This window comes from Microbacterium sp. AISO3 (assembly GCF_002204305.1).
Classification (GTDB): Bacteria; Actinomycetota; Actinomycetes; order Actinomycetales; family Microbacteriaceae; genus Microbacterium; species Microbacterium arborescens.
The window spans coordinates 424,317-449,424 of sequence record NZ_NHRF01000002.1; the positions used below are offsets into that span (position 1 = coordinate 424,317).

The window sequence follows — 25,108 nt, forward strand, 5'->3', positions numbered from 1 at the left end:
GTCCCTGCCATTCCACCCGCACGCGAACCTGGAGCTACGCATGGCGTCGACCCCCTCACCGACAGGACCCTCGACCGATCAGGATCAGGCGCCGCACGAAGCGGCCACTGCTCACGAGGGCGCTCCGCGTCCCGAGGAGGTCGACCGCCCGACCCCCGACGAGAGCGCTGCTCCCGCGGAGGCCGGTTCCGGCGCCGCCAACATCGGCGTGGTCGGACTCGCCGTCATGGGCTCGAACCTCGCCCGTAACCTCGCCAGCCGCGAGGGCAACACCGTCGCCGTGTTCAACCGGTCGCGGTCGAAGACCGACGAGCTCATCGAGGCGCACCCCGAGGCGGGCTTCATCCCCGCCTTCTCGTACGAGGAGTTCGCGGCCAACCTGCAGAAGCCGCGCACCGCGATCATCATGGTCAAGGCCGGTCGCCCCACCGACGCCGTCATCGACGAGCTGATGCGGGTGTTCGAGCCGGGCGACATCATCGTCGACGGCGGCAACTCTCTGTTCACCGACACCATTCGCCGAGAGAAGGCTGTCCGCGAGGCCGGCTTCAACTTCGTCGGCATGGGAGTCTCCGGCGGCGAGGAGGGCGCCCTCCTGGGCCCGTCCCTCATGCCCGGCGGCCCCGACGAGTCGTGGGTGACGCTCGGCCCGATCCTGAAGTCGATCGCTGCGGTCGCCGAGGGCGAGCCATGCGTGACGCACGTCGGCCACGACGGCGCCGGCCACTTCGTGAAGATGGTGCACAACGGCATCGAGTACGCCGACATGCAGCTCATCGCCGAGGCCTACGACCTCATCCGCCGCGGCACGGGCAAGTCGCCCGCCGAGATCGCCGACATCTTCGCCGAGTGGAACCGCGGCGAGCTCGAGTCGTACCTGATCGAGATCACCGCCGAGGTGCTGCGCCAGACGGATGCCGCCACCGGCCAGCCGCTCGTCGACGTGATCGTCGACCAGGCCGGCGCCAAGGGAACCGGTGCGTGGACCGTGCAGACGGCGCTCGACCTCGGTGTTCCCGTCTCGGGCATCGCGGAGGCCGTGTTCGCGCGTTCGCTCTCGAGCCACCGCGAGCAGCGCGACGTCTCGGGCTCGCTGCCCGGGCCCGACGACGCGTCGTTCACCGTCGAGGACCCCGATGCCTTCATCGAGCAGGTGCGTCTCGCGCTCTACGCCTCGAAGATCGTCGCGTACTCGCAGGGCTTCGACGAGATCCGTGCCGGTGCCGCGCAGTACGGCTGGAACATCGACCTCGGTGCGGTGTCGAAGATCTGGCGCGGTGGCTGCATCATCCGCGCGCAGTTCCTCAACCGCATCGCCGATGCGTACGCGACGGGCGACGAGCTGCCCGTCCTCCTGACCGCGCCGTACTTCGTCGAGGCGCTCGGCCGCGCTCAGGACGCCTGGCGTCACGTCGTGCAGGCCGCTGCCGGCGCCGGCATCCCCGCTCCCGCCTTCAGCTCGTCGCTGTCGTACTACGACGGCCTGCGTGCGGAGCGCCTGCCCGCGGCCCTCATCCAGGGCCAGCGCGACTTCTTCGGTGCGCACACCTACAAGCGCATCGACAAGGACGGCACCTTCCACACGCTGTGGTCGGGCGACCGCTCCGAGGTCGAGGCCGAAGACACGCACTGACCCCGACTCCTGGGTCGACGAAGGCCCCGCCGAGCATCTCCGCTCGGCGGGGCCTTCGCTGTTCGCGACGAGGGGACGTCAGAGCCAGTCGTTGCGCTTGAAGATCCCGTAGAGGCCGGCGCTGAGGAGCACCATCAGCCCGAGCGCCATCGGGTAGCCCCACGGCTGTGCGAGCTCGGGCATGAATCTGAAGTTCATGCCGTAGACGCTGGCGACGAACGTCGGGGCGAACCCGATCGCCGCCCACGACGAGATCTTCTTGACCTGTTCGTTCTGGCGCACCTGCACGACGGTGAGGTCGGCCATCTTCTCGTCCAGCCGCTGATTGACGAGCGTCGCGTGGATCGTCAACGCATCGTCGAGCGTGTGGCGCATCGACTGCACGCGCTCGGCCACGTACTGCGCACGGCCCCGGACATCGTCCCACCCGGCCGGTTCAGCGCCCGCGGCGGCGTCCGTGAGGGTCGTCCCGAGCCGCGTCAGGACGTCCGGCAGGGGCGTCGTGGCGTGAGCGAGGTCGATCACCTCCCGCTGCAGGTCGAAGATGCGCCGCGACACTCCGGGGTCGTCGCCGAACAGCTGGTCCTCGATCTCGTCGATGTCGTTCTCGACGCCGTCGAGCACCGCGCGGTACCCGGTCGTGACGAGTTCCGCGAGCACCCACATGACGGATGCCGGGCCGCGGCGGAGCAGGTCGCGGTGGCCGTCGAGACGGCCGCGGAGTTCGCTGAGGTCGATGCGATCCGACCGCGTGACGGTCACGATGAGGTGAGGTGCGAGGAAGACGTCGATCTCATCGCACCGGACCGTCTCGGACGCGTCGTCGTAGTGCGCGGGCTGCAGCACCACGAACGCGTGATCCCCGGTGCGCTCGAAGATCGACCGCTGGTGCGGCCGGAGGGCTTCCTTGACGGCGATCGGGGGCAGGCCGAGTTCGTCCGCGCGGCTCTCGATCTGCGCGGCGTCGACGTCGATCAGCGCGATCCACGCGAACCCGCCCCGCTCTCGTGCGAGCGCGGCCGCTTCTCCCGGCGGGAGACCGTCACCCGCCACCGCACCGTCGACGTAGACCACGGTCTCAACGTTCGTCATGAGGTCACCGTATGCCACCTCGGATGCTCACAGCTCAGACATAGCGTCGCCCATAGCTTCTCCATAGAGAACGCCTCACAATGGCATCATGACCACCCCAGCACCCGCCACCCTGCAGCGTCCCGACGGCTCTCCGCTGCGCGTCCTCGTCGTCGACGACGAGCAGATGCTCACCGATCTGCTCTCGATGGCGCTCAAGATGGAAGGGTGGGAGGTCCGCTCGGCGGCATCCGGTTTCGAGGCCCTCGCGATGGCGCGGGAGTTCGAACCCGACGCGATGGTGCTCGACATCATGATGCCCGACCTCGACGGGATGTCGGTGCTGCAGCGCCTCCGCCAGTCGGGTGACGATGTTCCCGTGCTGTTCCTCACCGCGAAGGATTCCGTGGGCGACCGCGTCGCGGGGCTTACGGCGGGCGGCGACGACTACGTCACGAAGCCCTTCAGCCTCGAGGAGGTCGTCGCGCGGCTGCGGGGCCTCATGCGGCGCGCCGGAACCGCGACCGCCGGCGGCGCCGACCCCGTGCTGCGCGTCGGCGACCTGACGCTCAACGAGGACTCGCACGAGATCGAGCGCGCCGGGACGAGCATCGAGCTCACCGCCACCGAGTTCGAGCTCCTGCGCTACCTCATGCGCAACCAGCGGCGCGTGGTGTCGAAGGCGCAGATCCTCGATCGCGTCTGGAACTACGACTTCGGCGGCCGCTCCTCGGTCGTCGAGCTGTACATCTCGTACCTGCGCAAGAAGATCGACGCCGGTCGCGAGCCGCTCATCCACACCGTCCGGGGTGTGGGCTACATGATCAAAGCTCCGCAGTGACGCCCTCCCCGCATGGCGCCGGCGCGCGCGGGCGCACCGATAGGCAGCCCCGCAAGCGCTGGACGTTGCAGACGCGGCTCATGCTGACGGTGGTCAGCGTCGTCGCGTTGACGCTGATCGCGAGCGCGGTCGGACTCGCCACCACCATCGGGACCGTTCTGGTCTCCACCGTCGACACGAACACCGAGTCGCTCACCCGCAGCCTCAAGCTGTTCGACAGCAGCGGCTACGTCGTGCGAGCGCGGTCGGCGGAAGAGACGATCGCGGGCACACCGGGACTCCCCTACGGCTACACGCTTCTCGTGCAGGATCCGCGCGGTCCGGTCACCGGCGCGACCTTCGACGGCGAGGAGGGAGTGCGCAGCCTCACCGCCGCCGAGGTGAACGATCTGGCCTCGACAGACCTCAGCGCCCTTCCCGCCACGATCGAGATCGGTGATCTCGGCGCGTTCCGCGTCGTTTCATTCGAAGCGGGCGACATCACGGGGCTGGGTGCCCTTCCGCTCGCCCAGGTCGACAAGAGCGTGGCGACCGTCGTCACGACGATCGCGATCGTCACGATCGGGGGCCTGCTGCTGCTCAGCGCAGCGATCGCGGTCGTCATCCAGCGTTCGCTGCGGCCGCTGCGCGTCGTCGCCGACACCGCGACCCGGGTGGCATCGCTCCCCCTGTCGCAGGGCGCCGTCTCGATCACCGAGCGGGTTCCCGCGGAGGAGACCGACGACCACGACGAGATCGGCCGCGTCGGCGCTGCCCTCAACACGCTGCTCGACCACGTCGATGAGTCCCTCGTCGCACGACAGCGCAACGAGGAGCGCATGCGGTCGTTCGTCGCGGACGCGAGCCACGAGCTGCGCACCCCGCTCGCCTCGATCCGCGGGTACTCGGAGCTCTCGCTCCGAGCGATGCGCCAGGGCGTGCCCGGAGTCGAGGAGACCACGACCGCCGCTCTCGAGCGCATTCAGGCGCAGTCGCTGCGCATGACGAGCCTCGTCGAAGACCTGCTGCTCCTCGCACGTCTCGACGAAGGGCAGGAGCTGGTCTACGGAACCGTCGACCTGACCGCACTCGCCATCGACGCCGTGGCCGATGCGCGCGCAGCGGGACAGGACCACGAGTGGCGGCTGGACGTCGGCGACGAACCGGTCGTCGTCGCGGCGGACGCGACCCGCATCACGCAGGTGGTCGCGAACCTCTTGGCCAATGCCCGCGTCCATACTCCCGCCGGGACGACCGTCACCACCGCGGTGCGCGTCGCCGACGGAACGGCGATCCTGTCGGTGCACGATGACGGCCCGGGGATCGACCCCGCCGTCGTCGACGAGATCTTCGAGCGCTTCTCGCGAGGCGACAGCTCGCGAGCGCGGCAGACGGGTGGCACGGGCCTCGGCCTCTCGATCGCCCGCGCCATCGTCGCGGCGCACGGCGGCTCGCTCACGGTGCAGAGCGAACCCGGATCGACCACGTTCGAGCTGCGGCTGACGGCGCGACCGGCCGATCCCGGATCGGCGGGTACGATCGCGGAGACCGACGCGGAGTCGGATGCCGGGACGGGGTCGGGTGCCGGGCCGGGCGCCGGGGCGGGTGCCGGGCCGGGCCCGATCGCGCCTGAGCACGCGGGCGGAGCCGAGGACACAACATGACGCTCCGCCAGCCGCGGGTCGTCGCGGTGCGCCACGGGCGCGTGCAGCCGTCCGGCTCATGGATCTATGTCTGGGTCGACGGGGCGACGGGCGACATCACCTACGTCGGTGCGACACCGTACGACCCCGTGCTTCGCACTCACCTGCACCTCGAGAGCGACGATGCGCAGCTGGGAAGAGTGCGCGCGACCGTCGATGGATACGCGGAGCGCGACTTCGACGTTCTCGCCTTCGAGCTTCCCGCCGACATCGAACGCGCTGAAGCGAAGGGTCTCCTCAAGCGCCGTCTCCGTGGGGATGCCCACCCGTCACCGACGGATGTATTGACGGCGCTGTGGCGCGCGGTGGACGACATCGCACGCGCCGTCGAACACCAGCGTTCTGAGATCGCCCGACGCGGTCGGGCAAACGGCTGAGGTCGTCTGTTCCTCCCGGGGGGCGATGCTTGGTCGGTCCCGCGTACAGAAGCTTTGTTCTAATACATCGTCTGCCCCTGCTGCCACAATGGGAACATGGCAGCGAACGGCGGTGGTGGTCCGGACGGCGGCGTGGTCTCGCCGCACGGTCCCGCGATCGCGGCGTACGGCGAGGCGCTCGCGGTGGTGCATGACGCGGAGGTCGCGTCGGTGCGGGCTCTGGCCGAGCTGGGCCGGTCGGCGTTGCGTGAGGCGCACCGTGATGGTGTGCGGGGGCTGGCGTCGGACATGGAGCTGCGGTCGGTCGCGGCCGAAGCGGCGGGCCTGGCCCGGCGGACCGACCGGCGCCTGCAGGCCGACATCGATCATGCGCTGACGATCGTCGACGAGTACCCGGCCGTGTTCGCGGCGTGGGAGGGGCGGCGGATCACCCGCGACCACGTCGACGTGGTCGTGAAAGCGGGAACCGGGCTGCCCGACGAGGTGCGGGGCGAGTTCGAGATCGCCGCGATCGCGGTGTGCGAGCGTGACATCGCGACCCGGGTGAAACCGGCCCTGCGGGCCCTGGCTGAGAGGCTGCACGAGCGCACGTTCACCGACCGGCACCGCGACGCCACGGCAGGACGGTGCGTGCGGGTCTCACACGGCGCGGACGGGATGTCGGATGTCACCGCGACAGTCCCGACCGTGATCGCAGTAGGGATGCTCGACCGGCTCATGCAGATGGGACAGTCCGTGAAGGACGCCCGGGTCGCGGGCGCGGGGGTGGGCGCTGGGGCGGCTGCTGGGCCGGATGCCGCGAGCGCAGACGAGGCGGCTGATACCCGGACGATGGACCAGCTGCGGGCCGACATCCTCGGCGACCTCGTCCTCGGAGGCGCGCCCGTGGTGGATCCGTTCTACGGCACCGACCGGGCCGGTGGACTCGGCGCGATCCGAGCCCGGGTGCAGGTCGCTGTCACCGCCGAGACGCTGACGGGGCGTGACGAGAACCCCGCCGAAGCTGTGGGCGCCGGGCTGATCGACTCCGACACGGCGCGACAGCTCGCCAGGCAGGTCAGCGAGTGGGACCGGCTCTTCATCGACCCCGTCACCCGGACGCCGGTCGAGATCGACACCTACCGGCCCACCGCATCGATGAAGAAACTGCTGATGGCCCGGGATCAGCACTGCCGGTTCCCGGGATGCCGCAGGGCCGCGACTCGCTGCGAGATCGACCACACCATCGATCACGCCCTGGGTGGGCACACCCACATCTTCAACCTCGCCCACCTCTGCCAACGACACCACTCCGTGAAGCAATTCACCACGTGGGAAGTCCGGCAGGTCGGCGGCGGGGTCCTCGAATGGACCTCACCCCTCGGGCGGGTCTACCGCGAAGACGTCCCCATACCGGCAGTCTGCTTCACCAGCGAAACCGCGAACCCGCCACCGGTGGACGGAGCCGGCGGGCCACCTCCGCCCGATGAACCGACACCGTTCTGAGGAATCGAGCGATCTGGATGCGGGCCGCGAAGAGGGACGGAAACCGAACCGTGCTGACGGAATCGACGAGCGCCCAGCCGCACGTCCGATCCAGGCCGACCGCCAGACTAATACCCGGCGAACGCGTCGGTGGTGAGCGATCGCGCCCTCGAGAGGGCGGGAGCGAGGTCGGCGATGAGTCGAGGCGGCCCGGAGATGAAGGCGTGCCGTTCGCTGAGATCCGGCACGAGCGTGGCGAGGGATGCCGCGGTCAGCCGCGCCCCGCCGGTCCACGTCCAGTGGTCGGGAAGATTCCGCGGCTCATCCCGCGTCACCACCATCACCGGGATGCCCGCAGCGATGATGTCGTCGCGGAAGGCCAGTTCCTCGGCGTCCGACGCCACATAGACCATGACCACATCTCGCCGCTCCCCCGCCAGACGCATCTCGCGCAACTGCGAGACGAAGGGCGTCACCCCGATACCGGCCGCGACGAGCAACACCTTGGCATCGGTCCGTGCGGGGAGCACGAAATCGCCCCACACGCCGGTGACGGGAAGATCGCGACCGGGCTCGACCAGCGCGAGCGCCTTCTTGTAGCTCGACTGCGACCCCTCGCGGATGGCGATCCGCACCTCCGGCAGCTCCGCGGGCGCCGAAACGATCGAGAATTCGCGCCGCGTCCCCCGCGCATCGGGGCGACGGTGCGGCACCTCGAGCTCGAGGTACTGTCCGGGACGGAATCGGAAGCCGCGATGAGCGCGGAACGTCAGCTCCCGCACGGAGGGGGTCAGCGCTGTGCGTTCGACGAACGTCAGGCGCACCGCGGCGCGGTAGGCGAAGAAGAACGCGAGCAGGTTGCCGATGAGCAGCGCGCGCTCCTGTCCGAGACTGACGTCACCGATGAGGATCGGCCAGCCCGCCAGCGCGCCCACCAGCGCAGCGACCGCGTACTGCTGCTTCCGACGCGGCGGAAGGGTCAGCGGCTCAGACAGCATGAACGCACCGAGGAAGAGGAACGGCGACGACCACAGCACCTGCCCGATGACGGTCGCATCGACGGGGAGCGAGACCTGGGCGTACTGCACGAACGTCCGCACGAGCGCGACAGCGACCGCGACGACCAGGAAGACCGCGACCACCCGCACCTTCTCCGTGCGCACGAGCACAAGACCGCCGAGAAGGATGACGGGCACCGCGAGAACGGGCGACCCCACCCACCAAGCCGACGCGCCCAGGTCGGGGAACGGGATGCTGAGCACAGTGAGCACCGTTGCTCCGGCCGCGGCGGGATTGAAGATGTGTCGCCCACGCCAGGCCAGCAGGTACTTCGATGCGGAGGCGACCACCCCGGCGACCGCGAGCCCCGCGATCCCCGCCGGATCGAGCGTCGGACGCAACACGAACAGCAGGATGAGCGCGGTGATGACCGCCGATTCGATGCGCCACGTTCGGCCGAGCAGCCGCTGCGCTACAGCATCCACCACGATGATCGCGGCGGCCAGGACGACGAGCGACACCGGGAGAGCCAGCGGATCGCCCGCGATCTGACCGGCGACGGTCAGCACGAAGGCGATGACCGCGAGCAGGGAGAGGGCCATGAGGACGAATCGGTACATCGACACGCGTCCGAGCGCGCCGACGGCTCGGTTTCGAAGGGCCGTCAGGGATGTCATACGAACAACTCCGCTTCGCAGTGGGGTGACCATTCGACGGAACCGTCGGTGCGCATCCGCACCCACGAGGCCTCACTGCGCTCCGCGAAGCGAGGGCCGCCGTCGAAGAAGAGGGCTGTGGCGACGGCATCCGCCGTCATGGCGTCCGAAGCGACCGCCCACGTCGCCGCGTACTCCCGAACCGGTTCGCCCGTGCGCGCGTCGAGAACGTGATGCAGACCATCGCCCCACGCTCGACGGTTGGTCGCGGAGGCGCACAGCGCCCCGGCGTCAAGCGTCCAGACTCCGACGGCCCGGGACCCGTCATACGGGTGCTCGAGCGCGACACGCTGCTGCACCCCGTCGATCGCGAGGTCGCCGCTCGCATCGACGACGAGCCAGCCGGCCGTGCGCCGCCGCAACTCCGACATCACGAGATCGACGAGGCGACCCTTGCCCACCGCGCCCACATCGATCGTCGCCGGGCTATGAAGCGTGAGTCGATCGTCCGCCAGCTCGACGACATCGCGCCACAGGTCCGGCGCGGCCATCGCCCCGCGATCGCGGAGGGAGTACGAGCCGTCGTAACCGCGCCGGGCGAGTGCGTCACCGACGAGCGGGTTCACCGCGCCGTCCGTGGCGTCGGCCAGGTCGCCGTACAGCGCCAGCATGGCCGCGGCGTCGGGAGGCGCCGCGACCGATCCGCCCGACGCCAGCCGGCTCACGGTCGAGTCCGTGCGGAATCTCGACCAGTCCCGGTCGAACGACTCCACGAGCGACATCACCGCTGACCGATCGCCGTCACGCAGCGGCACCTCGCTGTCGACGCACCACGCGGTTCCGATGGCGCCGAACTCCCACCGCCCGAAGCCGGCAGTCGCGACGATCATGCTGCCGCGTCGGTGCGGATCTCCTCGACCGCCGCGTTGAAACCACCGCTCGTGAGCGACGAGCCCGCCACGCGGTCGACCTTCACGTCGTCGAGGCTCTTGCCGACGACGGCATCCGAGATGCCGCCGATGAACTGCGACTGGTACTGCTTGCTCTCGCGACGGGTCGGCTCACCGGTGACCTCGACCGCGGTCACGGCATCGGATTCGACCGTGAGCGTCACGGTGATCGTCTCGGGGCCCTCGGGGGTCTGATAGGTCCCTTCGGCCGTGTACGTGCCGTCGGTGTAAGTGCCGCCGGTCGTCCCCGACGAACCGCTCGAGCTGCTCGAACCGGTTCCGGTCGTCGCGTCGGCGGAGGGCGCCGTGCCTGATGCGGGCTGCTCGCCTTCGGCTTGACCCGCGCAGCCGGCGAGGAGCGCGAGGCCGGCGACGGACGCCGCGGCGGCGGTCACGCGGAGCGAACGGGGTACGGCAGTGGCGCGGATCATGATGGGTCCTCCTGTGTCGTGCCCCTCCGGGGGGAGGTGGGCTGATCTCACGCTAGCGGCCCGTCGCCATGGCTCCCCTCTGTCGTTCCTATGCGTTTGCATCGAGTTCCGGCGCGCGCCACAGCGCTTTCAGCCCTTCGACCGCGAAGAAGATCGCCACGGCGAACCCCAGCGGAAGCAGCCAGGCCTGCGCCGAGAGCGGCCGCGATTCGAACAGCGCGTTCATGAACGGCACGTACGTGTAGATGAGCTGCAAGCCGACGAGGGCTGCAGCCGACCACCAGATCACCCGGTTGCCGCGCAGGACATCCCGGGTCAGGCTCGAACGGCGCAAGAACCGGCAGTTCAACAGGAACGCCAGCTGGCCGAGCGCAAGTACGGAGACCGAGACCGTCCGGGCGACATCCAGCTCGGCGCCCGTTGCTCGAACGATCGCGAACGCCGCGAGCGTCGCTCCCCCGATCATCACCGACACGATGAGGACGAACAGAAGTTCGCGCAGCGAGATGATCGACCCGCCGCTCGACCGGGGCGGTCGCGACATGATCCCCGGCTCGGCCGGCTCGTACGCGAGGGCGAGCGAGAGCGTCACCGCCGTGACCATGTTCACCCACAGCACCTGCACGGGAGACAACGGCAGCGCCAACCCGAAGACGACGGCGACGAGGATCACGAGCGACTGGGCCCCGTTGGTGGGCAGCAGGAACACGATCGACTTGCGCAGGTTGTCGTAGATCCGGCGCCCCTCGCGGATCGCGGAACGGATGGTGGCGAAGTTGTCGTCAGCGAGCACGATCTCGGCGGCTTCTTTCGTCGCCTCGGTGCCCTTGATCCCCATCGCGACTCCCACGTTCGCGCGGGTGAGCGCGGGGGCGTCGTTGACGCCATCACCGGTCATCGCGACCACCTCGCCGTGCGACTGGAGCGCTCGGACGATACGGATCTTGTGCTCGGGACTCGTCCGCGCGTAGACGTCGACGTCGCGGACGACATCCTTCAGCTTCTCCTGGCTGAGCGACTCGAGCTCGCCGCCGGTGAGCACGCGGGGTTCGTCATCCGACACCAGCCCCATCTCACGGCTGATCGCGACGGCCGTTCCCGCATGGTCGCCCGTGATCATCTTCACGCGGATGCCGGCCCGGTGGCAGTCGGCGATCGCCTCGACGGCCTCGGGGCGCGGGGGGTCGAGGATGCCCCAGAGGCCGAGGAACTCCAGCTCGTCGACGTCGTCGATCCCGACCTCGTCGAGGCGCGACGGCTTGCGCGCGGCGGCGAGCACGCGCAGGCCCTCGGCGCTCAGCTCGGCGATGACCGCATCCCAGAACTCGCGGTCGAGTTCCTCCGGCCCCGCGGCCCCGCGCTGGCGCGTCGAGCGGTCGAGCAGCCGGTCGGGCGCGCCCTTGACGAGGAGAGCGCGCGACCCGTCGGCGCCCTCGTTCAGGGTCGCCATGAACTTGTTCTCCGAGTCGAACGGGAGCACGTCCACGCGCCGGACGCCTTCTGCCTCACCGTCGTGTCCGCCCTTCATCGCGACGACGCGCAGCGCACCCTCGGTCGGCTCACCGACGAGCTTCCAACCGTCGTCATCCGAGACGACGTTCGCGTCGTTGCAGAGGTCCGCTACGGCGAGGACGGCCGACAGATCACCGCCGGAACGCCCGTCCCCATCGGTCCGCTCGATCTCGCCCGCCGGTTCGTAGCCCAGCCCCGAGACGTCGTAGCGCGCGACCGGGGTGACGATCCGCCGCACCGTCATCTCGTTCTTCGTCAGCGTGCCCGTCTTGTCGGAACAGACGGTCGTCACCGAGCCCAGCGTCTCGACAGCGGGAAGCTTCCGCGTGATGGCGCGACGCCGGGCCATCTGCTGGACACCGATCGCCAGAGTGATCGTCACGAGCGCCGGCAGCCCTTCCGGGATCGCCGCCACCGCGAAACCGATCGTGGCCGAGACGAGCTCGCCGAACGGCATCCCGTGCACGAATCGGCCGATGAGCATCATGGCGGCCGCCATCCCGAGGATGACGAGGGTCAGGACCCGCCCGAACGCGTCCAGCTGCTTCGTGAGAGGCGTCGTCAGGGCTCCGGCGCCCCCGACGAGCTCCTGGATCTTGCCGATCTCGGTACGAGCGCCCGTGCCCGTGACGATTCCGCGGGCCTGTCCCGCCGACACGATCGTGCCGGAGAACGCCATCGACGCCCGGTCGCCGACGCCGGCATCCGCGTCGACCGGATCGGTATGCTTCGACGCCGGTACCGACTCGCCGGTCAGCGCCGCCTCGTCGATGCGCAGCTGGCTCGCCTGGACGAGCCGGAGGTCGGCCGGAACCTTGTCGCCCGGTGACAGGCGCACGACATCGCCGGGCACGAGCTCGGCGGCGGGCACACTCCGCCACGAGCCGTCTCGGCGCACGCTCGCATCCGACGACAGCATGCCGCGGATGCCCGCGAGAGCCTTCTCGGCGCGCCCCTCCTGGGCATACCCGATCACCGCGTTGATGATGGCGACGGCGAGGATGACCCACACGTCGAGCCAGTCCGCCATGACCGCCTTGATCGCGGCGGCGGCCAGCAGGATGTAGATCAGCGTGTCGTTGAAGTGCGAGAGGAACCGCAGCCACGCGGGCGTGCGCTTGGCCTCGGGAAGGACGTTCGGCCCCACCGCGTCGAGGCGCCGCCCCGCTTCATCCGAGCTCAGGCCGTCGGCGCTGGTTCTGAGAGCCGCGGCGACCTCGTCGACGGGACGGGCGTACGAGCGAGGCGACTCGAGATCCGCCTCGGAGACAGGGGCAGCCATGGGGCCGATCCTACGGCGTGCGGCTTTGCGGTACACCGGAGGCCGCCGGAGAACATCCCGGTGCGGCCCCGTCCCGAGCCCGACGCTCGATGCAGCGCCGGGGTCACCCTGCCGGGGTCAGGTCGAGTCAGGCGGCGCCGTCGAACATGCTGGTGACCGATCCGTCCTCGAAGACCTCCTTGATCGCGCGCGCCAGAAGCGGGGCGATCGGGAGGATGGTGAGGCCGGGGAACCGCTTGTCTTCACCGAGCGGGATCGTGTCGGTGACGACGACCTCGTCGATCGCGGCGTCCTGGAGTCGCTCGACCGCCGGGTGGCTGAAGACCGCGTGCGTGGCCGCGACGATGACCCGCTCGGCGCCGTTGTTCTTCAGGGCCTGCGCGGCCTTGACGATGGTGCCGCCGGTGTCGATCATGTCGTCGACCAGCAGGCAGACACGTCCGCGCACGTCGCCGACGATCTCGTTGACGGTGACCTGGTTGGCGACGTTCGGGTCGCGACGCTTGTGGATGATGGCCAGCGGGGCGCCGAGGCTGTCGGACCACGTGTCCGCGACGCGAACGCGACCGGTGTCGGGTGACACGACGGTGAGCTTGTCGCGGTCTTCCGGGCTGAGCGTGCGCTCGAAGTGCTCGAGCAGGACCGGCTTGGCGAACAGGTGGTCGACGGGGCCGTCGAAGAAGCCCTGGATCTGCGCGGCGTGCAGATCGACGCTCATCACGCGGTCGGCGCCGGCGGTCTTGAACAGGTCCGCGACGAGGCGGGCGCTGATGGGCTCGCGTCCGCGGCCCTTCTTGTCCTGACGCGAATACGGGTAGTAGGGCGCGACGACGGTGATGCGCTTCGCGGATGCGCGCTTCGCCGCATCCAGCATGATGAGCGTCTCCATCAGCCATTCGTTGACCGGCGGACCGAACGACTGGACGAGGAAGAAGTCACAGCCGCGGATCGACACCTCGAAGCGGGTGAGGATCTCGCCCGACGCGAACGTGCGGTGCTCGGTGGGAACGAGCTCCGTGCCGAGCTGGGTGGCTACATCGGCCGACAGCGCGGGGTGCGAGCCACCGGATGCCACGACGAGACGCTTCTTGGTCTTGGCGACCAGTCCCGGGGCGATACCCCGCGAGACGTCGAGGTCAACCGTGTTCTTCTTGCGAGCCATCGTCCGCTTCCTGTGAAGACCGCACGCGTGCCGCTGCTGCGGCGGCTGCAGTACCGGGTCTGTTCTTCTCGACCCACCCTGCGACATTGCGCTGGGGGGCGACGCTGAGCGCGAGAGCACCGGCCGGCACGTCCTTGCGGATGACCGCTCCGGCGCCGGTCTTGGCGCCCTCACCGATCTTAACGGGCGCGACGAAGACGTTGTGCGAGCCGGCGTGGACCTCGTCGCCGATGACGGTGCGGTGCTTGGCCAGGTCGTCGTAGTTCGCGGTGATCGCGCCCGCGCCCAGGTTCACGCCGCGACCGATCTCGGCGTCGCCGACGTACGACAGGTGCGGAACCTTGCTGCCCTCGCCGATGACGGCATTCTTCGTCTCGACGAACGTGCCGATCTTGCCGCGCTCTCCCAGCTGCGTGCCCGGCCGGATGTACGAGAAGGGCCCCACGGTCGCCCCCGCCCCGATGACGGCGAGCGTCGCGTCGCTCCGGGTGACCGAGGCGCCCGCGCCGACCTCGCAGTCGGTCAGTGTCGTGTCGGGGCCGACCGTGGCACCCTCCGCGATCGCGGTGGCCCGCAGGATGTGCGTGTTCGGCAGGACGGTGACATCGGGGGCGAGCGTAGCCGTGACGTCGATCCACGTCGTGGCGGGGTCCTGCACGGTGACCCCTTCGAGCTGCCAGCGGCGCACCGTGCGCGCGTTCAGGAGGCGTCCGGCCTCGGCCAGCTGCACGCGGTCGTTGACGCCGACGATGAGGGTCGGGTCGACCACCGGCTGTGCGGCGACGGCGAGGGCGTCGGCGCGCAGCATCCCCACGACATCGGTGAGGTACTTCTCGGCCTGGACGTTGGCCGTGCTGATCCGGCCGAGACGTTCGCGCAGCGGCCCCGCCTGGAACGCGTAGACCCCGGCGTTGACCTCGTCGACGGCTCGCTCGGCGTCCGTCGCGTCCTTGTGCTCGACGATCCGGTCGACGCCGCCGGCGGTATCGCGGATGACGCGGCCGTAGCCGGTGGGGTCGGACAACCGTGCGCTCAGCATCGTGGCCGCGGCGCCGGTCGAGCGGTGCGTGCGCAGCAGGTCGCGGAGCGTGCCGTCGTCGAGGAGAGGCACGTCGGCGCTGAGCACCAGCACGTCGCCCGCGAACTCCGGGAGCTGGTCGAGCGCGACCTCGACAGCCCGTCCCGTGCCGGGGATCTCGTCCTGGTCGACGACGACGACCTCGGGAGAGACGCCGAGCACGGCCTCCGCGACGCGGTCGCGCTCGTGGCGGACGACGACGAGCACATGGGCGGGGGCGAGGTCGCGGGCCGTGTCGAGCACATGACCGACGAGCGGACGGCCCCCGATGCGATGCAGCACCTTCGGGAGGGACGACTTCATCCGCGTCCCCTGGCCCGCGGCGAGGATCACGACGGCGAGACGGGGATCGAGTTGGGTGTCGCTCATGCTCCGCCGCCAGGACTCGAACCTAGACCTCACAGCTCCAAAGGCTGTCGTGCTGCCATTACACCACGGCGGACCGCCGCACCGAGGTGCAGCCCGACAAGTCTGCCAGAGCGCACGGCGCCCCGTCTCCGCGGCGCCTGTGTCGCGCGCCCGGTTCGCGATAATGGGGCCATGGCACACGAGACCGACGAGGTGGACCGCATCGTCGGTGCGTGGTCGCTGCAGCGTCCCGACCTGGACTTCTCGCCGCTCGAAGTGCTCTCGCGCGTCGATCGACTGTCGCGCCATCTCGACCGCGCGCGTCGCGAAGCCTTCCGCCGCAGTGATCTCGAGCCCTGGGAATGGGACGTCCTGTCGGCCCTCCGCCGCGCCGGCGAGCCCTACCAGCTGAGCCCTAAGCAGCTCCTCCAGCAGACCCTGGTCTCGAGCGGCACGATGACCAATCGCATCGACCGGCTCGTCGCCCGCCGGCTCGTGCGGCGCGAGTCCGACCCGGGTGACGGGCGCAGCGTCCTGGTCACCCTGACCGATGACGGACGCATCCGCGTGGATGCCGCGATCACGCGCCTCGTCGACGCGGAGGCGGTGCTCCTGGCCGGTCTGTCGAAGAGCGACCGCGACCGCCTCGCCTCACTCCTGCGCAAACTGTCGCTGGGCTTCGACGGCACTCCCCCGCCACCGTCCGCCTGAGGTGTCCGAGCCTCGCTGACAGCGTGCGCCCGGCAGCGGTGGCCTAGCCTGGAAGCAATATGGCGCATCTTCTGGGAGCCGAGGGCCTTCGCCTCGAGTATCCGACCAAAGTGGTGTTCGACGGGGTCTCCCTCGGTGTCGACGAGGGCGACCGCATCGGCATCGTGGGCCGCAACGGCGACGGCAAGTCGAGCCTTCTGCGCATGCTCGCGGGGCTCGTCGAGCCCGACTCCGGCCGGGTGACCGTCCGCGGCGGCATCCGCGTGGGGGTCCTGGCGCAGGCCGACGACCTCGACGACGACCTCCGGGTGCGCGACGCCGTCGTCGGTGACCTGGCCGATCACGAGTGGGCGGGCGACGCCCGGGTGCGCGACGTCATCGCGGGGCTTCTCGGCGATCTCGACTGGGAGGGCCCGATCCGTGGTCTCTCGGGCGGTCAGCGTCGCCGGGTCTCCCTCGCCGCGCTCCTCGCGGGCGATCACGACGTCATCTTCCTGGACGAGCCGACGAATCACCTCGACGTCGAGGGCATCTCGTGGCTCGCAGAGCACCTCAAGCGCCGGTGGTCGGCGGGTTCCGGTGCGCTCCTGGTCGTGACGCACGACCGCTGGTTCCTCGACGAGATCTGCACCGCGACGTGGGAGGTCCACGACCGGATCGTCGAACCGTTCGAGGGCGGCTACGCGGCGTACATCCTGCAGCGGGTCGAGCGCGACCGGCAGGCAGCCGCCATCGAGGCCCGGCGGCAGAACCTCGCCCGAAAGGAACTGGCCTGGCTGCGCCGCGGCGCCCCCGCCCGCACGTCGAAGCCGAAGTTCCGCATCGACGCCGCGAACGAGCTGATCGCCGACGTCCCCGAGATCCGCGATCGGGTCGCGCTGCAGTCGCTCGCGGTGTCGCGACTGGGCAAGGATGTCGTCGACGTCCTCGACGCCGGTGTCAGCTACGGCGACCGGGTCGTGCTCGAGAAGATCGAGTGGCGCATCGCGCCGGGCGAGCGCACCGGCATCCTCGGCGTGAACGGCGCCGGCAAATCGACCCTCCTGGGGCTCATCTCCGGCACCGTCGAGCCGACCGCGGGACGCGTCAAGCACGGCAAGACCGTCAAGGTGGCGACCCTCTCGCAGCGCATGAGCGAGCTCGACGAGCATCTCGACGAGCCCGTCCGCGTCGTCATCTCGAACCTCCGCACCAGCTACACGGTCGGATCGGGGTCGAAGGCGCAGGAGCTGACGCCGGGGCAGCTGCTGGAGCGGATGGGCTTCAGCTCGGCGCAGCTGTCGACGCCCGTCAGAGACCTCTCGGGCGGACAGAAGCGGCGTCTGCAGCTGCTGCTCATCCTGCTCGACCAGCCCAATGTGCTGATCCTCGACGAGCCGACCAACGACCTCGACACCGACATGCTCGCGGCGATCGAAGACCTCCTCGACTCGTGGGCGGGCACGCTCATCGTCGTCTCTCACGACCGGTACTTCCTCGAGCGCGTGACCGACCAGCAGTACGCCATCCTCGGCGGACGGCTGCGGCACCTTCCCGGCGGCGTCGACGAGTACCTCCGTCTGCGGCGCGAGCAGCCTGAGCGCACCGGCGCGAACGCTGCGACCTCGGCCCCCTCCTCGGGTTCGGGCACAGGATCGACGAGCCCGGCGGCTCCGACGCTGAGCGGAGCCGAGCGCCGCGCCGCCGAGAAGGAGATCTCCGCCATCGATCGCCGACTGGAGAAGATCCAGGGCGAGATCGCGGCCGTCGATGCGCAGCTCGCCGATGCACACGACGACTTCGAGCGGATCATGGGGCTGCAGCGACGACGCGACGAGCTCGTCACCGAGACGGCCACGCTCGAGGAGCGCTGGCTCGAGCTCGGCGAGGCCATCGACGGCTGATTGCGCACCGCACGACGAAGCCCCCGGCGCGATGCGCACCGGGGGCTTCGTGCGGGATCAGACGAGTCCGTTGTCCTCGAGGAACTTCTTCGCGATCGCGGCCGGCTCGAGCTTGTCGACCGTGCTCTGGACGTTCAGGGCGACCAGGGCCTCGGGGGTGAGCTTCGCACTGACGGCGTTGATGGTGTCCTCGACCTCGCCCGCGAGGTCCTTGTTCACGACCGGGACGACATTGGAGGCGAGGAAGAGGCCCTCGGGGTCTTCGAGCACGACGAGGTCGTCGGTCTGGATGCGCGGGTCGGCCGTGAAGACGTTCGCGACGTTGACCGTGCCTGCGACGAGGTCGTCGACCGTCGTCTCGCCGGTGGCCTGGAAGCCGACCTCGATGCCGTAGGTGTCGGCGAGACCCGTCGGGCCGTAGGGACGCTGCTCGAGCTCGGCAGGACCGCCGAGGGTGAGCGGCTCGGTCACGTTCGCGAGATCGGCGATCGTGGTGAGGTTCCACTGCTCGGCGAACGCCGCGGTCACGGTGTACGAGTCCTGGTCGCTCGCGGTCGCCTGATCGAGCACCGTGAGGTTCTCGGGGAGCGCGTCGGCGAGAGCGGCGTACACGTCCTCGGAGGTGCGGGCGGTGGTGTCCTCGTCGAAGTACTGCAGCAGGTTGCCGGTGTACTCGGGGAACAGCGTCAGCGACCCGCTCTCGAGCTCGGGCAGGTACGCCTCGCGCTGACCGGTCGTGAACTGACGGTCGACGGTCTTGCCGGCACCCTCGAGGGCCTGCGCGTAGATCTCGGCGATGATCTCGTTGGAGTAGTAGTCCTGGGAGCCGATGACGATGGTGCCGTCGGCCGGGGCCGCCGACTCGCCGCCGCCCTCCGCGAGCGGGTCGGAGCTCGCGCATCCGGCGAACAGGGTGGTGGCGGCGAGCACGCCGACACCGGCCGTCAACAGGCGGCGGGTGGTGAAGCGGGACATGGGTTCCTCTTTTCGGTGATGCGAAGGTTCGGTGCTGTGGGTCGGGATGGTCGGTCAGGCGGTCGCGGCGACGGGCCGGCGGCGGCGCTGCGGGGCGTCGGCGGCACGGACGCCACGCGGCACGCTGAGGCGTTGGAGGAGGGCGAAGACGGCGTCGAGCAGGAGGGCGAGCAGCGCGAGGATCAGGGCGGCGCCGAGCACCTGGTCGATCGCGCGGAGGTCGATGCCCTGGATGATGCGGAAGCCGAGCCCGCCGAGGTCGGTGTACCCGGCGATCGTGACGGTCGCCACGACCTGCAGCACGGCCGAGCGCAGCCCGCCGATCAGCAGCGGCAGGCCGAGGGGCACCTCGACACGCCAGAGGATCTGCCACTCGGTCATGCCGACCGCGCGAGCCGCGTCGATCGTGCGTCGATCGATCGCCTGAAGCCCGCTGTACGCGCCCGCGAGGAGCGGCGGGATCGCGAGCACGACGAAGGTGATGAACGCCGCCTCGGTCTTCTGGGTGACGCCGAGCAGCAGGATCAGCAGGATCAGCAGTCCGAACGACGGGATGGCCCGCGCAGCCCCCGACACGGCGACGGCGAACTCGCGTCCCTTGCCCGTATGACCGATGGCCCAGCCGATCGGCACCGCGATGAGCGCGGCGATCACGACTGAGACGAAGGTGTAGAACAGCTGCTGGCCGATCAGGAACGGCACCGAATTGCTGCCGGTGTACTGAGCGGGGTCGAGCACCCAGGCGATCGCGTCGACGAAGACGTTCATGCGGTCGCCTCCCGTCGGCGGCGCGCGCGGCGGTCGCGTCGGACCGATCCGGCGTGCGCCCACGGCATGACGACGCGTCCGATGACGACGAGCAGCGCGTCGATGACGAGAGCGATGATCGCGACGGCGAGGATGCCCGCGAACACCTCCTCGAGCAGACGGCGCTGGATGCCGTTGGTGAAGAGATACCCGAGGTTCGTGACGCCGACGAGGATGCCGACGGTCGCGAGCGACACGGTCGAGACGGCCATGACCCGCAGGCCCGCGAGCAGCACCGGGCCCGACAGCGGCAGGTCGACCGCCCAGAACCGGCGGAACCCGCCGTATCCCATGGCCGTCGCCGCCTGCCGGACGCCCGGGTCGACCGAGTCGAACCCGTCGGCCACCGAACGGGTCTGGATCGCGATCGCGTAGATCGTCAGGCCGACGATGAGGTTGGTCTCGGTGCGGATGCCGTATCCGAGTGCACTGGGAAGCAGCACCAGCAGGGCGAGAGAGGGGATCGTGTAGAGCAGTCCCGTGAGGGTGATCACCCACCCGCGCAGCAGGCGGTAGCGCCACGCGACCCAGCCGAGCGGCACGGAGAGCACGAGTCCCAGCACGATCGCGATGACGCTCTGCCGGATGTGATCGAGGGCGAGCGAGAAGATGAGGTCGAGGTTCGACCAGATCCACGACACCTCAGGCGTCTCCTTCGACCAGGGCGCCCTGCGTGCGCCCCTCGGAGTCGACGAGCACCGCACCGTTGGCCGTCCGCTCGACGTGCAGGGCGCGCTTGCCCCGGTCGACGCCGATGAAGCTCGCGACGAACTCGTCTGCCGGGTCGCGGATGATCTCGCTGGGCGAGCCGACCTGGAGCTTGTGGGCACCGGCCGCGAGGATCACGACCTGGTCGCCGAGGAGGAAAGCCTCGTCGATGTCGTGGGTGACGAAGACGACGGTCTTGCCGAGCTCGCGCTGCAGACGCAGCAGCTCCTGCTGCAGCTCGTCTCGCACGATGGGGTCGACCGCCCCGAACGGCTCGTCCATGAGGAGGATGTTGGGGTCGTTGGCGAGGCCCCGGGCCACCCCCACGCGCTGCTGCTGACCGCCCGACAGCTGGCTCGGATAGCGGTCGGCCATGCGCGTGTCGAGGCCGACCGTCTCCATGAGCTCGAGCGCCCGGCGACGCGCATCGCGCCGGCTCGTGCCGGTGAGGACGGGCACCGTGGCGATGTTGTCCGCGACGGTGAAGTGCGGCAGCAGACCCGAGTTCTGCATGACGTAGCCGATACGGCGGCGCAGCTGCACCGGCGATCCGGTCGCGACGCTCTCGCCGTCGATCTCGATGGCACCGGAGGTCGGCTCGACCATCCGGTTGATCATGCGCAGGAGCGTCGTCTTGCCGCACCCGGACGATCCGACGAAGACGGTCGTCTTGTGCGAGGGGATGACGAGCGAGAAGTCCTGCACCGCCCGGGTGCCGTCGGGGAACTCCTTGACGACGTCGCGGAACTCGATCACGCGCTCAGCTCTCGATGACGACCGAGCGGTCGAACGCGACGTATCCCGAGAAGTCGGTGCCCACGCGCTCGATCGCGGTCGGATAGGGCGTCGGGTACGACCATGCCTTGTCGGGCGAGCCGGCGACATCGAAGTACTGGGCGTCACCCTTCCAGGCGCACGTATAGGGCGTGTCGCTCTCGGTCAGGACTCCCGGCGCGACGCTCCGCGGCGGGAAGTACCAGTTGCCCTCGATCCGGACGAGATCGCTCTCGTCGGCTTCGGCGATGATCGTGTCGCCCAGTCGTGCACGCATGGCGCCGCCCTCCCGTTGTGGTCTCTCACGCTAGCGTTCGGAGCCGACACCCGGGCCGTGTTGCGTCATGTCGCGAAATGGACTAAAGCAGCGCATCCCGACCCGGCGGTCAGTACCAGAGACCGACGCGCGGCACCGTCGTCGACGCGAACATCCGCGTGGATGCCGCGAGGTCGGTGCCCGTCAGTCGGCCGGCCCGCCCGAGAGTCTCGGGCGACACACCACCGAGATAGACGGCGGCGAGCTCGACGACCGACAGGTCGAGCACATCGGCGCCGGTCGTATCGGCATCCGCCGCCGTCGACACCGTGCCCGCGCCGCCGTCATCGATCGTCAGGAGGTACTCCCCCGTAGCGATCCCGAGCGGATCGCTCACTCGCAGCAGCAGGCGACCCGCGGCACCATAGGTGCGCGCACGGAGGGCGGCAGGCACATCCACGATGCGCAGGTACTGGTGGTCGAAGACCGAGACCGACGCCGCCCGCCGGTCCCCGATCATCCACAGCACCGGCTCATCGACCGAGCACAGCTCCGCGCGGACGTGGGCCACCAGATCGAGCTCGAGCAGGAACCGCCAGAGCGCGGCGTAGGCGTCGTCGGTCTCGGCGATGAGAATCGTGACCTTCGCGGTGCCCTTGACGATGTCGCGCTCGTGCGGCGCGAGCGCGTAGGTGAGGATGCCGCGCACCTCGCCCGCCGCGTCACGGTACTGCACGCACCGGATGTCGCCGCCGTCCTTGGCATCGGGGTCGGTGCCGGTGAAGCGATCGCCGTGTCCCGGCGGCAGCGCGATGTCGCCCGGGGTGCGGCGACGCGTGCGCTCGTGGAGCGTTGCGACGACGTCGCGCGCGGAGGTCCGGTCGATGAAGTCGAGACGACCGTCGGGCGTGGGACCCGCCCAGCGCACCCGACGGGTGTCGATGTCGAGGATCGCGGCCGATGCCGCCGACGCGAAACCGTAGCGGCCGTAGAGCGTGGACTCGGTCACCGTGAGCATCGCGATCGGCAGCCCGGCCGCTGCGACGGTGCGGACCTCGCCCTCCAGGAGGGCGCGAGCGATGCCGCGGCGGCGGTGCGTCTGCGCGACCGTGACGGCGCTGATGGCGCCCGCGGGGATCGTCCCGCCCGGCACCGTGAGTTCGGACGGCCACGACGCGATCGTGCCGACGGCGACCTCGGGCATCGGACCGCTCTCGTCGAACACGCCCGTCAAGCGTCGCGCGCTGTTGCGACCGCGCGCGCCCGCGATCTGCTCGGCCGAGCGCTCGCCGTCCTGGAAGCCGCGCGAGACCGCCTGGATCCACCCCTCGAAGGCCCGCTCGTGCGGGGGCACGGTCCGATAGGTCAGGCCGCGCTCGGCGAGGGAACGACGGGACGCCTCGTCGACGTCGCGATGCAGGAGGGGGTTCGGGGTTTCGGTCATCGTGTCATCACTTTCGCGCCCGTCACCGGGCCGGAGACATGACGGGCCCGGTGGCCCATCGCGGACAGGTCGTGCTCGATGCTCTGCGCGGCGGTGGCATCGGCCGCCAGGAAGGCGAGGGTGGGCCCGGAACCGGACACGAGACCCGCGAGGGCGCCGAACTCGCCGGCGCGATCGAGCAGCTCACGCAGGTCGGGACGCAGCTCGCATGCCGCTTCCTGCAGGTCGTTGCGCAGGGCCGTCGCGAGCAGGTCGGGAGAGCCGGACCGCAGGGCCTGCAGCACGACAGGGTCGACCTCCGGCGGTTCGGGACGCGGCGCGATGTCGGGACGGCGATCGGCGCGCAGCCGATCGAGCTCGGCGTAGACCTCGGGGGTCGAGAGACCGCCGCCGTCGGCGATGACGAGGACCCAGTCGAAGCGCGCTCGCCCCAGCGCCGGGCTCAGTCGATCCCCGCGTCCCGTGCCGACGGCGCTGCCGCCCATGAGCGAGAAGGGGACGTCCGCACCCAGGCGCGACGCCATCTCCTGCAGAGCGGGCGAGGTCAGCCCCGCCCCCCACAGGGCGTCGCACGCCACCAGTGCGGCCGCGGCGTCCGCCGAGCCCCCGCCCATCCCTCCGGCCACCGGGACGGCCTTGCGGATGTCGAGGTGCACGCCGCCGAGATAGCCGACCTCGCGCGCCACCATGCGGGCAGCACGCAGGGCGAGGTTCCGATCGTCGAGCGGAACGCCGGGCACGGGCGCGCCGGTCTCGTCGCGGACGCTCACGGTGAAGTCGTCCGCCGGGGTGGCCACCAGGTCCTCGTAGAGCGAGACGGCCTGATAGACGGAGGCGACGTCGTGGTACCCGTCGTCCTGCACCGAGCCGACGTCGAGGAACAGGTTGATCTTGCCGGGTGCCCGCACACGCACGCGGTCGGGGACGGCACTGAGGCTCATGACCCGTCCGGCCCGTCCCAGATCGAGCCGATGCGAGCCGCGATGTCGTCGATGCGCCGCAGCTCGTCGTCGGTCAGGTCGGGACCATCGAGGGCGGCGAGGTTCTCGTCGAGCTGAGCCGTGCGCGATGCGCCGATGAGAGCCGACGCGACCACGGGGTCGCGCAGCGTCCACCGGATGGCGAGCTGCGCGAGGGTCTGCCCGCGCTCGCGGGCGAGGTCGCCCAGCTCGCGCAGCCCTGCCAGCGCCGATGCCGACAGCCGCCCGTCGTCCGGCAGCGAGAAGCGCTGCATGGACCGCTCCGACGTGCCGTCATCGAGGTATCGCCCTGTCAGGAGTCCCTGCTGCAGCGGCATGAAGCCGATGGCACCCATCCCGTCGGTCCGCAACTGGTCGGTGAGGCCGTCCTCGATCCAGCGGTTGAGAATCGAGTAGGAGGGCTGGTGGATCACCAGCGGCGTGCCGAGGTCGCGTGCCACCGCGGCGGCGCGCGCGGACTTCTCCGCCGAGTACGACGAGATCCCGACGTAGAGCGCCTTGCCCTGACGCACGAGCGCGTCGAGCGCGCCGACCGTCTCCTCGATCGGGGTCGTGTCGTCCTCGCGGTGGGAGTAGAAGATGTCGACGTAGTCGACGCTCATCCGCTTCAGCGACTGCTCGGCGCTCGCGATGAGATACTTCCGCGACCCGTGGTTGCCGTACGGGCCGTCCCACATGTCGTATCCCGCTTTCGACGAGATGATGAGCTCGTCGCGGTAGGGGGCGAGATCCTCGCGCATCATGCGGCCGAAGTTCGTCTCCGCCGAGCCGTAGGGCGGCCCGTAGTTGTTCGCGAGGTCGAAATGCGTGATGCCGCGGTCGAAGGCGTGACGCAGCACCTCGCGCTGGCGGTCGAAGGGGATGTTGTCGCCGAAGTTCCACCACAGCCCGAGCGAGATCGGGGGCAGGAACAGTCCGGACGAGCCGACCTGGCGGTACCCGCTGCTCTCGTAGCGATCGGGTGCTGCGGTGTAGGGACGGTGCAGGTCTCCGCCGCGCGAAGCGGGGAAGCGGGGCGAGGCGGTCACGATCCGAGCCTATCGACAGCTCGTCGGGCCGAGCCCCGCCCCCGCAGGGATATCCG

General features: G+C 70.0%; 22 protein-coding genes and 1 tRNA gene. 7 read left to right on the forward strand and 16 right to left on the reverse strand.

The annotated features are described in order from the left end of the window. The first annotated feature begins 40 nt into the window (after window positions 1-40). The gene (gene gndA, locus CBF90_RS04825) at window positions 41-1,633 is read left to right on the forward strand and encodes an NADP-dependent phosphogluconate dehydrogenase (protein WP_064956472.1); all 1,593 of its coding nucleotides are present in this window, start codon (window positions 41-43) and stop codon (window positions 1,631-1,633) included. Window positions 1,634-1,711: 78 nt separating this feature from the next. Here the strand turns inward: gndA and CBF90_RS04830 are convergent, their stop codons facing one another. Further along, on the reverse strand, window positions 1,712-2,725 hold the full coding sequence (locus CBF90_RS04830; protein ID WP_088380066.1) for a magnesium and cobalt transport protein CorA: 1,014 nt from the start codon (window positions 2,723-2,725) through the stop codon (window positions 1,712-1,714). A gap of 88 nt (window positions 2,726-2,813) precedes the next feature. Between CBF90_RS04830 and CBF90_RS04835 the strand changes: the two genes are divergently transcribed. From CBF90_RS04835 to CBF90_RS04850, 4 genes are all read left to right on the forward strand, one after another. Continuing rightward, window positions 2,814-3,545 (forward strand): response regulator transcription factor, encoded by a 732-nt coding sequence (locus CBF90_RS04835; protein WP_023950351.1) that lies wholly within the window; start codon window positions 2,814-2,816, stop codon window positions 3,543-3,545. A gap of 80 nt (window positions 3,546-3,625) precedes the next feature. Then, on the forward strand, window positions 3,626-5,188 hold the full coding sequence (locus CBF90_RS04840) for a cell wall metabolism sensor histidine kinase WalK (RefSeq protein ID WP_088380067.1): 1,563 nt from the start codon (window positions 3,626-3,628) through the stop codon (window positions 5,186-5,188). Next, the gene (locus CBF90_RS04845) at window positions 5,185-5,604 is read left to right on the forward strand and encodes a hypothetical protein (RefSeq protein WP_088380022.1); all 420 of its coding nucleotides are present in this window, start codon (window positions 5,185-5,187) and stop codon (window positions 5,602-5,604) included. Before CBF90_RS04840 ends, CBF90_RS04845 begins: the two co-directional genes overlap by 4 nt. A 96-nt stretch (window positions 5,605-5,700) precedes the next feature. Further along, window positions 5,701-7,089 carry an HNH endonuclease signature motif containing protein gene (locus CBF90_RS04850; protein ID WP_088380023.1) on the forward strand — a complete coding sequence of 463 codons (1,389 nt, stop codon included), beginning with the start codon at window positions 5,701-5,703 and terminating at the stop codon, window positions 7,087-7,089. 107 nt (window positions 7,090-7,196) lie between these two features. Here CBF90_RS04850 and CBF90_RS04855 read toward each other — a convergent pair whose 3' ends face one another. The 7 genes from CBF90_RS04855 to CBF90_RS04885 all read right to left on the reverse strand — a co-directional run bounded on the left by CBF90_RS04855 (window position 7,197) and on the right by CBF90_RS04885 (window position 15,580). After that, window positions 7,197-8,744, reverse strand: a complete 1,548-nt coding sequence (locus CBF90_RS04855) for an FAD-dependent oxidoreductase (RefSeq protein ID WP_088380024.1) — start codon at window positions 8,742-8,744, stop codon at window positions 7,197-7,199. Beyond that, window positions 8,741-9,613 (reverse strand): FAD:protein FMN transferase, encoded by an 873-nt coding sequence (locus CBF90_RS04860; protein ID WP_088380025.1) that lies wholly within the window; start codon window positions 9,611-9,613, stop codon window positions 8,741-8,743. The genes CBF90_RS04855 and CBF90_RS04860 overlap by 4 nt, the downstream gene beginning before the upstream one ends. Then, on the reverse strand, window positions 9,610-10,104 hold the full coding sequence (locus tag CBF90_RS04865; RefSeq protein ID WP_088380026.1) for an FMN-binding protein: 495 nt from the start codon (window positions 10,102-10,104) through the stop codon (window positions 9,610-9,612). Before CBF90_RS04865 ends, CBF90_RS04860 begins: the two co-directional genes overlap by 4 nt. Before the next feature lie 88 nt (window positions 10,105-10,192). Then, window positions 10,193-12,898 carry an HAD-IC family P-type ATPase gene (locus CBF90_RS04870; protein ID WP_088380027.1) on the reverse strand — a complete coding sequence of 902 codons (2,706 nt, stop codon included), beginning with the start codon at window positions 12,896-12,898 and terminating at the stop codon, window positions 10,193-10,195. A gap of 127 nt (window positions 12,899-13,025) precedes the next feature. Beyond that, on the reverse strand, window positions 13,026-14,060 hold the full coding sequence (locus tag CBF90_RS04875) for a ribose-phosphate diphosphokinase (RefSeq protein WP_023950335.1): 1,035 nt from the start codon (window positions 14,058-14,060) through the stop codon (window positions 13,026-13,028). Beyond that, window positions 14,035-15,507: a bifunctional UDP-N-acetylglucosamine diphosphorylase/glucosamine-1-phosphate N-acetyltransferase GlmU gene (glmU, locus tag CBF90_RS04880; protein ID WP_023950333.1), complete on the reverse strand. Its 1,473-nt coding sequence runs from the start codon at window positions 15,505-15,507 to the stop codon at window positions 14,035-14,037. Before glmU ends, CBF90_RS04875 begins: the two co-directional genes overlap by 26 nt. Window position 15,508: 1 nt before the next feature. Beyond that, window positions 15,509-15,580: transfer RNA gene (locus tag CBF90_RS04885), tRNA-Gln, on the reverse strand. 98 nt (window positions 15,581-15,678) lie between these two features. Between CBF90_RS04885 and CBF90_RS04890 the strand changes: the two genes are divergently transcribed. Next, a complete protein-coding gene (locus tag CBF90_RS04890; protein WP_023950331.1) occupies window positions 15,679-16,197 on the forward strand; it encodes a MarR family winged helix-turn-helix transcriptional regulator in 519 nt (172 codons plus the stop codon). Between the two features lie 59 nt (window positions 16,198-16,256). Further along, the gene (locus CBF90_RS04895; protein WP_088380028.1) at window positions 16,257-18,080 is read left to right on the forward strand and encodes an ABC-F family ATP-binding cassette domain-containing protein; all 1,824 of its coding nucleotides are present in this window, start codon (window positions 16,257-16,259) and stop codon (window positions 18,078-18,080) included. Window positions 18,081-18,137: 57 nt separating this feature from the next. Here CBF90_RS04895 and CBF90_RS04900 read toward each other — a convergent pair whose 3' ends face one another. The 8 genes from CBF90_RS04900 to CBF90_RS04935 all read right to left on the reverse strand — a co-directional run bounded on the left by CBF90_RS04900 (window position 18,138) and on the right by CBF90_RS04935 (window position 25,055). Beyond that, window positions 18,138-19,055, reverse strand: a complete 918-nt coding sequence (locus CBF90_RS04900; protein WP_023950327.1) for an ABC transporter substrate-binding protein — start codon at window positions 19,053-19,055, stop codon at window positions 18,138-18,140. 54 nt (window positions 19,056-19,109) lie between these two features. Next, on the reverse strand, window positions 19,110-19,823 hold the full coding sequence (locus CBF90_RS04905) for an ABC transporter permease (RefSeq protein WP_023950325.1): 714 nt from the start codon (window positions 19,821-19,823) through the stop codon (window positions 19,110-19,112). Further along, window positions 19,820-20,503, reverse strand: a complete 684-nt coding sequence (locus tag CBF90_RS04910) for an ABC transporter permease (RefSeq protein WP_023950323.1) — start codon at window positions 20,501-20,503, stop codon at window positions 19,820-19,822. Before CBF90_RS04910 ends, CBF90_RS04905 begins: the two co-directional genes overlap by 4 nt. Before the next feature lies 1 nt (window position 20,504). After that, window positions 20,505-21,326 (reverse strand): ABC transporter ATP-binding protein, encoded by an 822-nt coding sequence (locus CBF90_RS04915; protein ID WP_023950321.1) that lies wholly within the window; start codon window positions 21,324-21,326, stop codon window positions 20,505-20,507. A gap of 4 nt (window positions 21,327-21,330) precedes the next feature. Next, a complete protein-coding gene (locus CBF90_RS04920; RefSeq protein WP_023950318.1) occupies window positions 21,331-21,621 on the reverse strand; it encodes a DUF427 domain-containing protein in 291 nt (96 codons plus the stop codon). A gap of 109 nt (window positions 21,622-21,730) precedes the next feature. Next, window positions 21,731-23,044 carry a GNAT family N-acetyltransferase gene (locus CBF90_RS04925; protein WP_071918005.1) on the reverse strand — a complete coding sequence of 438 codons (1,314 nt, stop codon included), beginning with the start codon at window positions 23,042-23,044 and terminating at the stop codon, window positions 21,731-21,733. Then, on the reverse strand, window positions 23,041-23,985 hold the full coding sequence (locus CBF90_RS04930; RefSeq protein ID WP_023950313.1) for a 4-(cytidine 5'-diphospho)-2-C-methyl-D-erythritol kinase: 945 nt from the start codon (window positions 23,983-23,985) through the stop codon (window positions 23,041-23,043). Before CBF90_RS04930 ends, CBF90_RS04925 begins: the two co-directional genes overlap by 4 nt. Beyond that, window positions 23,982-25,055: an aldo/keto reductase gene (locus tag CBF90_RS04935; RefSeq protein ID WP_088380029.1), complete on the reverse strand. Its 1,074-nt coding sequence runs from the start codon at window positions 25,053-25,055 to the stop codon at window positions 23,982-23,984. The genes CBF90_RS04930 and CBF90_RS04935 overlap by 4 nt, the downstream gene beginning before the upstream one ends. Between the last annotated feature and the right edge of the window lie 53 nt (window positions 25,056-25,108).

Excerpts from the sequence above, each read along its gene's own strand:
- CBF90_RS04895 (WP_088380028.1), top strand. The coding sequence starts at position 16,257 with ATGGCGCATCTTCTGGGAGCCGAGGGCCTTCGCCTCGAGTATCCGACC.
- CBF90_RS04840 (WP_088380067.1), top strand. The coding sequence starts at position 3,626 with ATGCTGACGGTGGTCAGCGTCGTCGCGTTGACGCTGATCGCGAGCGCG.
- CBF90_RS04860 (WP_088380025.1), bottom strand. The coding sequence starts at position 9,613 with ATGATCGTCGCGACTGCCGGCTTCGGGCGGTGGGAGTTCGGCGCCATC.
- CBF90_RS04850 (WP_088380023.1), top strand. The coding sequence starts at position 5,701 with ATGGCAGCGAACGGCGGTGGTGGTCCGGACGGCGGCGTGGTCTCGCCG.
- gndA (WP_064956472.1), top strand. The coding sequence starts at position 41 with ATGGCGTCGACCCCCTCACCGACAGGACCCTCGACCGATCAGGATCAG.
- CBF90_RS04855 (WP_088380024.1), bottom strand. The coding sequence starts at position 8,744 with ATGACATCCCTGACGGCCCTTCGAAACCGAGCCGTCGGCGCGCTCGGA.
- CBF90_RS04930 (WP_023950313.1), bottom strand. The coding sequence starts at position 23,985 with ATGAGCCTCAGTGCCGTCCCCGACCGCGTGCGTGTGCGGGCACCCGGC.
- CBF90_RS04835 (WP_023950351.1), top strand. The coding sequence starts at position 2,814 with ATGACCACCCCAGCACCCGCCACCCTGCAGCGTCCCGACGGCTCTCCG.
- CBF90_RS04925 (WP_071918005.1), bottom strand. The coding sequence starts at position 23,044 with ATGACCGAAACCCCGAACCCCCTCCTGCATCGCGACGTCGACGAGGCG.
- CBF90_RS04890 (WP_023950331.1), top strand. The coding sequence starts at position 15,679 with ATGGCACACGAGACCGACGAGGTGGACCGCATCGTCGGTGCGTGGTCG.
- CBF90_RS04900 (WP_023950327.1), bottom strand. The coding sequence starts at position 19,055 with ATGTCCCGCTTCACCACCCGCCGCCTGTTGACGGCCGGTGTCGGCGTG.
- CBF90_RS04830 (WP_088380066.1), bottom strand. The coding sequence starts at position 2,725 with ATGACGAACGTTGAGACCGTGGTCTACGTCGACGGTGCGGTGGCGGGT.
- CBF90_RS04845 (WP_088380022.1), top strand. The coding sequence starts at position 5,185 with ATGACGCTCCGCCAGCCGCGGGTCGTCGCGGTGCGCCACGGGCGCGTG.
- CBF90_RS04870 (WP_088380027.1), bottom strand. The coding sequence starts at position 12,898 with ATGGCTGCCCCTGTCTCCGAGGCGGATCTCGAGTCGCCTCGCTCGTAC.
- CBF90_RS04865 (WP_088380026.1), bottom strand. The coding sequence starts at position 10,104 with ATGATCCGCGCCACTGCCGTACCCCGTTCGCTCCGCGTGACCGCCGCC.
- CBF90_RS04905 (WP_023950325.1), bottom strand. The coding sequence starts at position 19,823 with ATGAACGTCTTCGTCGACGCGATCGCCTGGGTGCTCGACCCCGCTCAG.
- glmU (WP_023950333.1), bottom strand. The coding sequence starts at position 15,507 with ATGAGCGACACCCAACTCGATCCCCGTCTCGCCGTCGTGATCCTCGCC.
- CBF90_RS04875 (WP_023950335.1), bottom strand. The coding sequence starts at position 14,060 with ATGGCTCGCAAGAAGAACACGGTTGACCTCGACGTCTCGCGGGGTATC.
- CBF90_RS04920 (WP_023950318.1), bottom strand. The coding sequence starts at position 21,621 with ATGCGTGCACGACTGGGCGACACGATCATCGCCGAAGCCGACGAGAGC.